Source organism: Brucella sp. (genome assembly GCF_032066345.1).
Classification (GTDB): Bacteria; Pseudomonadota; Alphaproteobacteria; order Rhizobiales; family Rhizobiaceae; genus Brucella; species Brucella pseudogrignonensis.
In genome coordinates this window covers 99155-112401 of the sequence record NZ_DAMBKZ010000009.1, presented here as the reverse complement: position 1 = coordinate 112401, position 13247 = coordinate 99155, and the positions used below count along the sequence as shown (strand labels likewise).

Here is a 13247-nt window from a genome sequence, read left to right as displayed (position 1 = left end):
AAACTAGAACTTATGTGTAGTGATTGACCAAATTTTTGATGATATTTTATGCCTTGCTAACATACCCGACGCTCGCCGTGCCAAACAGGCGCGGAAGCGTGCGTCGCGATGAGTCTCCATCAAGCGAACAGTTCTGGAAGGCTGACCCAAAAATGTTGCGGTGATTGGACCACCGCGCCTGCAGGTCAAAGCGCACAACCCACGACTCCTTGTGATGCGATCTTTGCCGAAGCAAGGATTGATCTGTGGGGAAGGCGTTCATCATCTCTTTGTAAACAAAACATCCTAGCACTCAGAAAAACATTCTCTTTTCACTTCTGCAGCGTTCCCTCGACGAAAGATGCAGAGCGTCTGCAAGACCCAAATGGGATGCTCGACAGCGGGACGTTTCATTCCATTGACGAGGAAAAATGGTTCATCGTAAGTTGACAAATCAAAAAGCTAACAAAGTAGACTGGCGTGCAGGATTCTGGTTCGCGCAGAGCCTACGCATCGGCGTTGTGCCGCTTCCAATCTATCTGCTTTTAACACTGCTGATCATCGGCTTCGTATCAATCGACAAGGTTCCTTCTGATTTGACGATGGCAATTGGCATTCTGTCGGTTGGTGGATTCTTTTTCATGGAGCTGGGCAGGCGGATCCCTATTCTCGGCTTGATGGGCGGCGCTCCCATCATGACATTCGTCGTGCCTTCTGCCGCAGTCTTCTATGGGGTTATTCCGCCGTCAGTCGCGGCCGCTGTCACGACATTCTGCAAGCAGTCAAATTTCCTCTATCTTTATATCTCCGCTATCATTGTCGGAAGTATCATCAGCATGGACCGCTAGGTGCTGGTGCAAGGATTTTTGAAGATCCTTGTTCCGCTTGCTGCAGGTTCCATTGTAGCGTTTATCGTCGGCACCCTTGTGGGCATGGCGATGGGATTAACTGCCTCGCACAGTTTGTTCTTCATCGTCGCCCCCATTATGGCCGGAGGCCTGGGTGAGGGGGCAATACCGCTTTCTGTGGGATATTCTCTCATCCTGCATCAGCCGCAGGATACCTTGTTCGCACAGATCATCCCAGTCGTGATGCTCGCGAGTTTTACCGCCGTTCTTCTCTGCGGCCTACTCAACCTGCTGGCGTCCAAATTTCACGGGCGAGGGGCAATTGCAGCCGGGTACAGATAATGTGCGATCAAAAGTGAGGATATCGTCCAAACCCCTTGAAATCAAAGATGTTGCCGCCGCCGGTATTACGATCGTTAGCCTGTATCTGCTGGGCGTGTATATCCAGAAGCTAACCGCTTTTCCCGCACCGATAACCATGCTTTTTCTCGTCGTTGCGGCAAAGATCGGGCGGCTGTTTGATGAGGTTATCGAAAACGGTAGCCGGCAAGTTTACCGGTTCTTTTCCACCATTGTGACCTGGCCCCTTCTGTTTGCGATGGGCGTGGCACTGACACCGTGGGATACTTTCATCGCCGTGTTCACGCTTCCAACAGTGGTGACTGTGTTTGCCACAGTCTCCTCCCTCATTGCAACAGGCTTCATTACCGCAAGATGGGTCAGGCTCTATCCGATCGATACTGCGATTGTTGCAGGCTGCCACAGTGGTCAGGGCGGCACGGGCGACATCGCAATCTTGACGGCTTCCAACAGAATGGAACTCATGCCATTTGCGCAGATCGCCACCCGCATAGGCGGCGCTATCACCGTGTCATTTGCAATAATGATGCTGCGATTTATGGTTTGAACACCGGTCGGCGAGAAATCAGGTTTCTACGGCGGCCAATCTTAAGATGTTCGATTATGAAACGACGCCTGCATGCCACCCCGTCGATGAAACCGAGTTACAGTCCTAGCCACGTTGTTGGCGGTTCCGGAGGTCAGCGGTTGTGCTGCTCCGGAAAAGCCAGCTCATGTTAGCAGTGGACAAATTTGGGCAAAGCTAACTCTAAACCCAGGACAGTTCTTTCCGTCTGCCCGTTCTACATTCCGGTTTCGCGATTATCGCCCATATCGGGTTTGTTGCCGGTGACAGACGCAAAAAGCATTTTTGCTGTTGCAGCGACCCTGCCCGGGCCGTCCCAGAATTCTGCATGGTTTGGAGAAACCACGATCAGTCGGATGTCCGGGTCATCCTCTGAATCCCAGAATGCTTTTGCAAAAGGGGTCCATAATTCTTTGATCTTGGAGCGGTCATTTGAGATTTGAGCATCCGCTGCGATGAACAAATAGTCATTGGAGGATTCGTTGGAAAAAGTAAGCTGCACAGGTAATTTCCCGTGAATATCAGTCACTTTTTCACTGTCTACATCGGCAAGGAAATAAATCGTTCCCTCTTCTTCACGCACAATGGGTGTCATTGGGACTTGCTTCCCATTCCACCCGTAAAAGCACACACGGTTATCTGCCGCTATTTTCCAAGCACGTTTTGGGTCTGTTTCTGACATAATGTTGCTCCAGGCTATCAACTGAATTAGGCCCACCATGTTGACTTTCAACAAGGGAAGGGCACAGGTAAACTACACATGTGTGGGAGTGCGCTGACGCCAGTATCTGTTTCGCAAACGCGGCGCGAACCACCAAGAAATAGGTGGAGCAACGATCAAGCTCGTCGCTACACATAGCGGCAGAAGCATTTTCGCCTCTAGTGCAAGAGATGGCACCGAGAGTACCGTTATCGCGCCGATGCCAAAAACAACCGCATTAACGACGATACTAAGCAGCGCTGCTATATGAAACCGTATCGACATGTTTGTTCCTCCTCATACAGGCAACGCAATCGATCGCTGTCGGTTCCATCGTTCATCGACCCGAAACAGGGTGTGTTGGATATAGACCTATTAAGTGCCCCGGATGCCTCTTATCATTATCACCAGCTGCTTTTATGAGGGGCGAACAACATTGGTTCAAAATTCTACGCTTCGATCGAACGTGCCCCTGTCACCTTCCGTTCACGCACGACTTTCGCTTACGAAGCCGCGACGACGCTCTCGAAAGCGTAAATGTGGTCGAACCCACCTGAAACTCTGACTTTTCTTAACTGGCGTCTTTTCGCGCGCTGATTATTGGCGATGTAGGAGCCCAGCCTGATATCCCCCATGACGGCCGCAGGGGTTTGGCCGCTCAAGCAAACAGCCCTCTTTGTCAACCGATCCTACCTCTACAAGTTTCCATGCAAAGCACGCGATGACTAAAATAAGGCGGTGATGGCGTCGGAACGAGGTCGTGTGGAAATTCGGGATGAGCGGGACGGATGACGGTTGTGCTGGGATGGACGCCCCTCCGACGGCCCCAATGATGACTGCTGGAACACGCTTCCATCGCCACTGTGCAAGCAGGCTGTTTGGCGAAGAATGGCAAAAATTGCTCGTGTCGTAATTTCTTGTGCAACACAACGCATCCGGTACTGTCACTCCCTTGGGCCCGCTGTGCGTCCGGTAGTACCTGGTTTGCAATTGAGCCTGCGCAATCGCAAGGAAATGATGGCGGAACCCGGCATTGATCTCGATCATTCAACCCTCCATTGCTGGGAGTGAGACCAACGGAATAGCGATATCGCAATGCGAAGCAGAGAGCCGACTTGAAGAGACTAACAGCAAGAAGTCTTTAAATAACGAAATGCACTATCTATCAAACAAAAGTTCCAAACCCTCGCTGCTTAATCGCGTCCAGAGTTAAGCCGCGCTCCGTTCAAATTGGATTTTTGCAACACAACCGCCAAATCTGAGGCGCCCCGAAATATCCTGCACGATGATCCAATAAACGTTTCCCATCCTCTGTTGCTTACCCGCGCACGAAAAAACGTAGCCGCTACTCTTCCTTCAATCGGAAAGCGGTGATGTAGTAATCGAACATCACTCCACTTTCTCTTGCTTCCAACTCCAAATCCTTGATGGATGAGCGCGCGTGAATTCCGCTACCCACAAGACAGGTCTTGTGCCCCGCAGTGAAGCCGCCTGCAATGTCATGTTCGATACTGTCACCGATGCAAAGCACGCGTGGATTTTTCAACTCCAGTCTTCGTGCCGCTTCCTGATAGATCATGGGATAGGGTTTGCCGATAAGCGTAACCGACCCGCCGATTGCGCCATATTCCTGCGCTATTCGTCCAGCGCCTGGCTTTGGTCCATGAGCCGTGAGCATGACGATATCCGGGTTGGTACACCAACATGGAATGTTGCGGTCCGCCGCCGATCTTAACAAATGCGAATATTCGTCGAGTGATATCCTATCCGCATTGCTGGCAGCCAGCAGCAGTAAATCAGCACTCTCTGGCGCTTGAACCAATTCGACCGGAAGATTTTCAACAGCAGACAAATCGCCATCGCGTGAATGAAGCCAGATTTTTGGCTTTGGCGGCAAATGGATGCCGATAGCCGAAGCCAATTGTGCGTGCGCAACTTCGCCGGAACTTAAGACTTCCTGAAACAAGCTCCGCGCAAACCCAAGTTGAACCAGCCGGCGGGCATTGGCTTCGCCCCGCTTTCCGGAATTCGATAGAAGAAGAATCGGTTTTCCAAGATCGCTGAGCGCCGCTAATGCTTCTCGCGCACCCGGATAGGGCCTCTCACCATCCAGCAGAACCCCAAACTGATCGATGAAAAATGCATCGAACTGTGAAGCCACTTTCAACAGGTCCACTATTTCAAGCATTGTTCGCTCCAATAAGAGCCAGTCGGGCAGCACCAGATGCGGCTTCATCGGACGCGGCATTGATAACAGGCACGCCAAGACTTCTGGAGCGAATGGCTGTCCATTGCAAATTCTTGGCGCCGCCTCCCATCGAACGAACAGACCTCAAAGCTGGTGCTCCCAATTTTTCAAGTAAAGCGTAACCCTTCGCTTCGATAGTGGCTATCCCCTCAAACATTCCTTGAAGAAAAGTGGCAGCATCGTCCGGACGCGGCGTTAATCGGGGTGGCAATTCAGGATCATTGACCGGAAAGCGCTCGCCCTTGCTGGGTAAAGGATAGTAGTTGAGACCCGTTGGTTTGTCTGGATTGACCATGGCACTCAGCGCTGTCATTTCATCAGCGGTGAAGTGACTAAGCAAGGCTGCGCCGCCCGCGTTTGAGGCACCGCCTGCCAGCCAGTTTCCCAGCAGCCGGTGACTGTAAATTCCAAATTCCGGCGCATTGATGGGCTTGTTGGAAAGCAATTTCAAAGTCAGTGTCGTCCCAAGAACCGAAACCGCATCGCCCGGTTCACGCGCACCGGAAGCGATAAAGGATGCGCAGCCATCAGTGGTGCCCGCAATCACAAGGGTTCTGGGCGATAGCGCAAAGCGTTTTGCAGCATTTTGCGTGATGGTGCCAATGATCGTACCGGGTTCAACAACATCGGGGAGCGCCGGGTACAGCGCGTGCTGGGCCATCCATTCGGGCCAGCTTCGTGTGAGAGAAGAATAGCCTGTTTTAAGCGCGTTGTTGTCATCGGAAACAAAGCGTCCGGAAAACAGGAAGGTAAGCCAATCAGCTTGATGCAAGATATGCGCTGGATGTAGCGACAGGAAGGACTGCGCGCGCAGTAGCGCTGGAACGCCTGCAAGGCTTCCCGGCTCCAACAATCCTTGCAACGCGGCAGCTGCATGCAGGTCTGACGGTGGATCGTTATACATCAGCGCATCGGCCAGCGGTCTGCCTGCATTATCGACAGGCAGGACACTACCCGATGTGCCGTCGACAGCCACTGCGTGAATTTTTTTGCGCTCCACGCTTGAAAGGGCTTTATCCAACGCGACTTCCATTGCGCGATGCCATTGAACAGGGCTGCGATGATTGCCTTCAATCGTTGCTCTGCCTGATGAAATCTGCCTCGACTGATCATCGATCACCACAGCACGCGCCCCTGATGTGCCGAGATCGATTCCGAGATAAAGTTTTTCAGACATTCAAACTCTGCCGGTATTTTTCTGCATCCCAGTTCAGCAGGGAAGCAGCATCCTCAATGGTCAGATAATTGACCTCGATATGGTCTGGAAGGCGTAGCAGAACATTGCCAAGACAGCCTGCGAGTGCTTCGGCCCCCGTATTCGCGTCTGCTTTGATAAATACGCGGCCTTCCGGATCGACGATCAGAATTTCGCCCGAAGGCTTTTCGGCGCTGCCGATCTTCGGCCCGCAAAAGATGACATGATCGGGATACATGTTGCCGCCCAACGCAATTTCACGAAGGCGTTGAACTGTCATTGCCTTGGCCAGAGCGTGATCCGTCGTCAGTGGCTTATAACCATCCGGTGCGGGATCGGGAGTCTTTCCCGCACCGGAGGCCGCTACAAGCCGGAGCTTGTAGCAAACCTCTTCCAACAAGATTTCCGCTTCTGCCACACTATTTGCTGCGACCAGCAGGCCGTGATTGCCAAGAATCGCGACATTTTCCGTCCTGCGTCTTTCAAGGAGCATTCGTCCCAGCTCCGCTCCTGGCCTCCGATAAGGCACCCACGCCCATTCAATATCTGGCAGGCGTTGTTTGATGCGCTGTTCTCCATCGCGCAAAACAGCTAGCGCGATGGTCGAAACACAGTGGACATGCACAACAACCGCCGCATCGAAAATCGCATGAAGACAGGTTTCGATTGAAGGTCGCAAACTTCCATCACCAAGCAGAAAAGCCGCAGGTTGGTCAGCCTCGGGTGATCCTTCTTTTAGCGAACGAGCAATGTCCTTCCATGCGGTTGGCACAAAAATATTCCGTTCAAGCGCATCACCCAGATTGGTGCCTGATGCCTTGATCCACATCACATCACCGATTTTCAACGATGTGTTGCCACCAGCCCCCTGCACCAGCAGAGGATCTTGCCCCACTTTTGCCGAAAGCCGGACAAGCGCATCGAATTCCGCCTGCAATTGAGGTGGTATGGTTGGATTGGAAGGGTTTGCTGTGTCCACCACTATTGGCTCCTATCGATCAGGCAGCGTCGGGCTTGCGGTCCTGAACGCCATAGCTTGCAAAGCCGCGTGCGGTGCGTTCGATCTCTTCATTCGAAAGGATATGCGCCCCACCAATGAGTTCCGCGTGGTAATATTGGTCAGCCAGCGCTTCGAGTTCATGGGCGAGCCATAAGGCGCGTGTCAGCGTATCGGCGCAGACAACCATGCCGTGATTGGCCATCAGGCAACCTTGGCGACCGTCGAGCGCAGTAATGATGTTGCGGGATAATTCTGCTGTGCCATAGGTCGCATAGTCGGCAAGGCGAATGGTTGGACCACCAAAGGCTGCAATCATGTAATGCACAGCCGGGATCTGTTTGCGTGCCACCGAAAGGATCGTGGCGAAGCGGGCATGGGTGTGAACCACCGCATTCATTTCGGGACGTGCGCGTAGAATATCACGGTGAAATGGCCATTCGACTGATGGTTTTCTCAGACCTCCAAAGGCGCCACTATCATCGTCGATCCGCATTTTTGCGATCATGTCCGGCGTCATCTGCTCATAGGGGATCGCCGACGGCGTAATCAACATATGATCGCCAGCGCGCAGCGAAATGTTGCCTGATGAGCCGCGATTAAGCCCCGAGCGGGACATGGCAAGGCAGCCGTCGATGATGGATTGGCGCAGTTGGTTCTCGTTCATGATATTCTCCTCAACACAGGTGCCAGGCGGGTTCACCTGCAATATATCGGCGCACTTCTTCTGCAGCCTGTTCAGCCGCGAAAGTGACGGTGCGAACCGACGCACCCGCGATATGCGGTGTCAGCGTTACATTATCAAGTTTAAGCAAAGGCCAGTCAGCGGGGACCGGTTCTACACCAAAGGTTTCAAGCATTGCCCCTCCGATGTGTCCGGATAGCAAAGCTTCTGTCAGAGCATCGTAATCGCAAAGCGGACCGCGTGCGGTATTTACGAAAGTCGCTCCGGGTTTCATCTTGGCGAATGATTTTGCATTCATCATCCCGGTGGTCTCTTCCGTTACGCGCGGGTGCATCGTGACGAGATCGGCTTCAGATAGCAGGCGATCAAAACTGACGAGTTCTACGCCGTCTGCGGCATCTGCCGGGTTGAGTTGCACATAGGGATCATGCACGAGCACCTTTGCCCCGAAAGCACGGAGCAGGCGCACCACACGGCTGCCGATCTGGCCGTATCCCACAACACCCACCGTCATTTCCGAGAGCTCACGCCCCGTCGTGTCAGCGCGATAGAGATCACCGCGCCAGATACCCTGTCGCAGAGCTTCATGGCCAACCCGAATTTTGCGCGTCTCAGCCAGAATGGCACCAAGGGTAAATTCAGCCACTGCCGACGCATTGCGTCCCGGTGCGTTGACTACCCGCAAGCCGTGGTCGCGTGCTGCCTTCATGTCAATGTTCACCGGGCCACCGCGCGTGACGGCTATCATTTTGAGCCCCGGTAGCCGGTCGAGCATTGTCCGTGACATTGGAGCGAGTTGCGTGACAAGTATTTCCGCGTCGCCAATCATGTCTACGACTTCATCGGCCGAACCCATATATTCTTTCAGGCCGTCCATGCCGGAAACGGCATAGCCATGCTCCATTGGACGATCCGGCCAATCCTGTCTGAAACCGCGTATCTCCAGAGCATCGCCACAGGCTTCGCGGAGCTTTTCTTCAAATATTTCGGGCAACATGAAATGGTCCCCGATGACCACGAGTTTGCGGCTCATGCACGCATCTCCTTTATTTACAATTGCTTCCAGATCGGTGCCAGAGCGGCGACCGAAGCGGTGTAGCTGGGGAAAATCTGGTTATATTTTTGGACGAGTCCGGCGTCGGGCCCCTCGGGGCTGGAAAGGGTAGGGCTGACCCAATCCTTGATAATTGTTCTCATATCCGGCGCAAGGCCGACGCCGACCGCGGCAATCATCGCAGCACCCGTCGCACCTGCTTCTTCACGGGTCGCCCGTCGCAGGTCAGCACCGAGACAGGCTCCAAGAATACGACGCAGTTCATCAGCGCGCGCTGCGCCGCCTGTGACGACAATTTCGCGTGGTATTTCTCCCATCGCGGAATAGCAATGGCGCGCCGAAAGGCCAAGGCCTTCGACCACAGACCGGACAATATCCGGGAAACGATGGCCGGAATTAAGACCGATCAGGCTTGCCCGCGCGCTTACATCAATGAATGGCCCGCGTTCACCCGCCTCAGAGATATAGGGGTGATAAAGGAGCTGCCCCGGCCGTGCCTGGGTGAGCCAACCATTCAGGCGGGCGATCAGCTCGGCTCTGTCGGCCTGGTGTCCAAAATCGCGTGCCATTTCACCGGCTAATGCAAAGACCCAGTCAAGATTGAGGGTGGCCGCCATATTGCTCTGAATTTGCGCGACCCAGCCGGGTATCGGCAACGGCATCACATAGCCGGAACGGGCACCGACCGGCATGAAGTCTTCTGCCGGTTTTGCGACCATATGCATTCCGGTCGAACCGATGATGGTGCAGGCATTGATATCGTCCTGAGCGAAAAGACCGCCGCCGATTGCCGTGCAGGTGACATCAACATAAGCGAGAGCGACCGGAGTACCCGCACGCAAGCCGGTCTGCCGTGCCGCAGCTTCCGTGAGCTTGTGTGTCTGCTGTGTGCCATCGATGACAGGCGGCAGAAGATATTTGAGGTCGTTGAGTTCAAGTGCGTCAATCACATCGGGGGAGTAATTTCGGGTGCGGAAATCGCCAAAAGTAAAACTTGCTTCCGATGGATCAACTACCCGTTCACCCGTCATACGGAAATAGAGCCAGTCCTTGCAGTGAAGTGAGGTTGTGGCTGTGTCAAAAACCTCGGGCATGATTTCCCGCATCAGCCCAAGTTGCGTTCCCATCTGGCAGGAATTGAGCCCGGCACCGGTGGAGACATAGCGCGCCTGATCGCACGGCTTCTGCTTGAGCTTTTCCGCACGATCAGCTGCACGGGCGTCCAGCCAAAGCCATGCCTCAGTTACCGGTTCACCGTGCTTGTCGATCAGCCAGGTACCATCACCCTGGCCGGTGACGCCGATCGCAGCGACACGATTGGCGATACCGGGAACCTTCTCGACAAGCTGCCGCAAAGCGAGAGCCGCGTCTTCCCAGGTGTCGTTCATATCCTGAACTGCCGCGCCATCAGGCCGCGTCACATACCGATTGGGGACGGCTGCGACCGCTATCTGCTGACCGGACAGATCGAACGCCACTGTTTTGATGACCGAAGTGCCTGCATCGATGCCAATGAGTATATCCTGTTGTGCCATCATGCGATCTCCTGACCATGAGTGATCGCCTGTCCGCTATTGGCATCAAATACATGCAGGTCATTGGCAGGAAAATGCACGCCTATGCTCTCGCCAACTTGAACAGCACTGCGCTCATGCTCGACGAGAACCAATGGCCTGTCACCAAGCGTTGCGCCAATATGGCTTTGATCGCCGAGCCATTGATTCACATTGACCCTTGCGGCCGCACCTTGAGCCGTGCGCTGAACAGCATAGGGCCTGATACCAACCACGACATTTCCGAGTGAAACCACCAGATCGCGTGTCTCAGCTTTGAAAGCGTCGCTCTTATAGTCAAGTTTCTGGCCGTGCCCAAGGTCAAAGCTCAAGCCACCGTCGCTGTCTGCCGAAGCTTTGGCGGGAAAGGTATTCATCGGTGGTTCGCCGACGAAAGTGCCGGTGAACAGATTGGCCGGTTTGAACTTGATTTCCTGCGGGCTTGCAAATTGTTGCAGGACGCCACCTTCCATCACGGCGATACGGTCAGCCAAAGCGTTGGCTTCCGTCTGATCGTGAGTCACCAGAATGGCGGTCAGCCCGTGCTCTTTGATGTAATGCTTGATACGGCCACGCAGCAATGTGCGCAGTTGTGGTTCAAGCTGGCCCATTGGCTCATCAAGCAGATAGAGATCGGCCTCGCGTACCAGCGCGCGTGCAAGCGACGCGCGCTGCTGCTGCCCGCCGGAAATCGTGCCGGGCATGCGATGCAGGATGTCCGTGATTTCCAGCATCCCCGCCACTTCATTGACGCGGCGGGTGACATCGCTTTCCGGAAGCTTTGCAGCCTTCAGTGCGAAGGCGATATTGTCGCGAACATTCACAGTCGGATAAAGCGAATATCCCTCGAAGGCCATCGCGACATGCCTGCGGACTGGTGGCAACTGATGCACTTCGCGTCCGGCCATGTTGATTGTGCCGCGAGAGACAGGCTCAAACCCTGCAATCATACGCAGCGTCGAGGTCTTGCCACAGCCCGATGAGCCTAACAGCGCTATGATTTCGCCGGCATTGATTTCCATGTTGAGGTTTTTGACCGCATGAAAACCTTTGCCAACCGGACCATAGAACTTGTCGACATTGGTCAGTTTGAGCATCGTCTTGGTCATTGTCCGACCTCCAGTTCAACACGGCGTCCGGTTTGAGGATCAAACAGCAGAACGGCATTTGCATCGACAGCGACATGCGCCGGACCACGATCGGGTGCGTAGGTTCCCGCCGGCCTTGAAAGCATGATTTCGCGGCCGCGCTCCGTAACGGCAAGCGAAACGGTCTTTTCATTCAAGGGCGTTTCGGCTTCGATGGTGATGGGGATTGCGCCGGGTGTATCGGAGGCGACGAACCGGATTGATTCAGGGCGCAGACCCAGAAGCAATGACTGGCCCACATGCGCTGCGAGGCTTTGAGACAGGACGAGACGACCGCCCGAGAGCCGTGTTTCGATAGCGCCTGTCGGCATTTTCTCAGGCGTTATTTCGAGAAGGTTGATAACCGGATCGCCAAACAGCCGCGCAATTTCAATGGTTGCCGGACGACAGTAGATATCCTCCGGGGTGCCGATCTGCGTTATGCCTTTGGTATCCAGAACAGCAATTCGGTCGCCCAGAGCCATAGCTTCCTTATAATCCTGCGTCACGTATATGACGGTCGCATTGCGTTCACGCAGCAGACGCGGCAGTTCAAGCCGCATTTCAAAACGCAGCTTGGCATCGACATTGCGCAACGGATCGTCGAGCAGCAGGATCGACGGGTCGCCAGCGAGCGCACGGGCGAGGGCGGTGCGCTGCTTCTGGCCGTTGGATAGCTCCTTTGGCTTGTGGCTTATGACATGATCAATCTTCAGGAGCCGTGCAAGATTGCCAACAGCCTCCCGGATCTTGTCCTTGCCGTGCCGCCGTGCGGTGAGTGGCGCAGCTATGTTTTCAGCCGCGTCCATATGCGGAAAGAGTGCAAAGTTCTGGAATGCCATTCCGAGGCCGCGATCTTCCGGCTCGACACCTGCCATGTCTTGCCCATTGAGGAAAATGCTGCCTTCGTCCGGGTCAACCACGCCGGCAATCAGGCGAAGAAGAACAGTCTTGCCCGCACCGGATGGACCAAAAAGAACCACGGTTTCGCCGGTTGCGACGTCAAAGGAAACATTATCGAGGACTTTATGGCTCTTGAAGGATTTATGGATGTTTTTCAGTGATATGGACATGTCTCACCCTTTCACCGCGCCGAGCGACAAGCCCTCGACGAGATAACGTTGGGCATAAAGTGCGATGGCGAAAGTAGGCGCAATCGAGAGCACGATGGCCGCTGCGACTTGTCCGTACTGGATGCCGGAGGCTGTCACGAAGGCAAGCGCACCCACCGTCACCGGCTGTTTGTCCGCCGATGCAAGCACCAGTGCAAAAACGAAGTTGTTCCAGGCGAAGATGAAAGCCAGCAGTGCTGCGGCTGCAATGCCGGGACCAGCAAGTGGCAGAGCGATCTTGCGGAAGGTGGCACCCCAGCTATGGCCTGCGATACGATAGGCATATTCGATATCGGCGGGCATATCCTCAAAATATCCACGCACGATCCAAAGGATCAGCGGCAGAACGATAAGCTGGTAGACCCAGATAAGGCCAACATAAGTATCGCTGAGACCGATCTGCTGAAAATAGATTGTGAGTGGCAGCAATACCAGCAGTGGCGGGGCAAAGCGGAACGACAGCAGCGTGAAAGCGATGTCTTCCGAGCCACGGAATTTCAACCGTGCAAAGGCATAGGCTGCAGGAACGCCAAGCAGAAGTCCGATTGCGACCGATGTCACTGAGAGGAAGAACGAGTTGAACAGGTTCTTCATGAAACTGATTTCCAGAATGCCTGCCGATGTTTGCAGCTTGCCGGAAATCAGTGCGGTGTAGTTTTCAAGTGTGGGCGAGAACACCACGGAGGGCGGAACGCGCAGAATGGTTTCGTTGGTCTGGAAACTCATCAGGAAAATCCAGACAATCGGAAACATGAAGAACAGCACCACAAGGGTCAGCGCAATGACACGCAGGATGCGTTCGAGAGGGTGAACATGTTGCATCG

General features: G+C 54.3%; 11 protein-coding genes and 1 pseudogene. 2 read left to right on the top strand and 10 right to left on the bottom strand.

Annotated features, from left to right (window positions below; all coding sequences use genetic code 11):
- Positions 1–410: 410 nt before the first annotated feature.
- Positions 411–1169 (top strand): annotated as a pseudogene (locus tag RT142_RS24415) (2-hydroxycarboxylate transporter family protein).
- Positions 1150–1734, top strand: coding sequence for a 2-hydroxycarboxylate transporter family protein (locus tag RT142_RS13260; RefSeq protein ID WP_313029134.1), 585 nt, complete (start codon positions 1150–1152; stop codon positions 1732–1734). Before RT142_RS24415 ends, RT142_RS13260 begins: the two are co-directional and overlap by 20 nt.
- A gap of 235 nt (positions 1735–1969) precedes the next feature.
- Here the strand turns inward: RT142_RS13260 and RT142_RS13255 are convergent, their stop codons facing one another.
- The 10 genes from RT142_RS13255 to RT142_RS13205 form a co-directional block, all read right to left on the bottom strand.
- Complete coding sequence (locus RT142_RS13255) at positions 1970–2434, bottom strand: pyridoxamine 5'-phosphate oxidase family protein (protein ID WP_094543974.1); 465 nt, start codon at positions 2432–2434, stop codon at positions 1970–1972.
- Positions 2435–3797: 1363 nt separating this feature from the next.
- Positions 3798–4640 carry a TIGR01459 family HAD-type hydrolase gene (locus tag RT142_RS13245; protein ID WP_179253551.1) on the bottom strand — a complete coding sequence of 281 codons (843 nt, stop codon included), beginning with the start codon at positions 4638–4640 and terminating at the stop codon, positions 3798–3800.
- On the bottom strand, positions 4633–5877 hold the full coding sequence (locus RT142_RS13240; protein WP_007880252.1) for an FGGY-family carbohydrate kinase: 1245 nt from the start codon (positions 5875–5877) through the stop codon (positions 4633–4635). The genes RT142_RS13245 and RT142_RS13240 overlap by 8 nt, the downstream gene beginning before the upstream one ends.
- Positions 5870–6877 carry a class II aldolase/adducin family protein gene (locus tag RT142_RS13235; protein ID WP_231194765.1) on the bottom strand — a complete coding sequence of 336 codons (1008 nt, stop codon included), beginning with the start codon at positions 6875–6877 and terminating at the stop codon, positions 5870–5872. The genes RT142_RS13240 and RT142_RS13235 overlap by 8 nt, the downstream gene beginning before the upstream one ends.
- Positions 6878–6893: 16 nt before the next feature.
- The gene (locus tag RT142_RS13230; RefSeq protein WP_094543978.1) at positions 6894–7559 is read right to left on the bottom strand and encodes a class II aldolase/adducin family protein; all 666 of its coding nucleotides are present in this window, start codon (positions 7557–7559) and stop codon (positions 6894–6896) included.
- A 10-nt stretch (positions 7560–7569) separates the two neighbouring features.
- Positions 7570–8610: a 2-hydroxyacid dehydrogenase gene (locus tag RT142_RS13225; protein ID WP_064323182.1), complete on the bottom strand. Its 1041-nt coding sequence runs from the start codon at positions 8608–8610 to the stop codon at positions 7570–7572.
- 17 nt (positions 8611–8627) lie between these two features.
- On the bottom strand, positions 8628–10169 hold the full coding sequence (locus tag RT142_RS13220) for an FGGY-family carbohydrate kinase (protein WP_313029123.1): 1542 nt from the start codon (positions 10167–10169) through the stop codon (positions 8628–8630).
- The gene (locus RT142_RS13215) at positions 10166–11293 is read right to left on the bottom strand and encodes an ABC transporter ATP-binding protein (protein WP_007880239.1); all 1128 of its coding nucleotides are present in this window, start codon (positions 11291–11293) and stop codon (positions 10166–10168) included. Before RT142_RS13215 ends, RT142_RS13220 begins: the two co-directional genes overlap by 4 nt.
- The gene (locus tag RT142_RS13210) at positions 11290–12384 is read right to left on the bottom strand and encodes an ABC transporter ATP-binding protein (RefSeq protein ID WP_094543979.1); all 1095 of its coding nucleotides are present in this window, start codon (positions 12382–12384) and stop codon (positions 11290–11292) included. Before RT142_RS13210 ends, RT142_RS13215 begins: the two co-directional genes overlap by 4 nt.
- A 3-nt stretch (positions 12385–12387) precedes the next feature.
- Positions 12388–13245, bottom strand: a complete 858-nt coding sequence (locus RT142_RS13205; protein ID WP_079210875.1) for a carbohydrate ABC transporter permease — start codon at positions 13243–13245, stop codon at positions 12388–12390.
- Between the last annotated feature and the right edge of the window lie 2 nt (positions 13246–13247).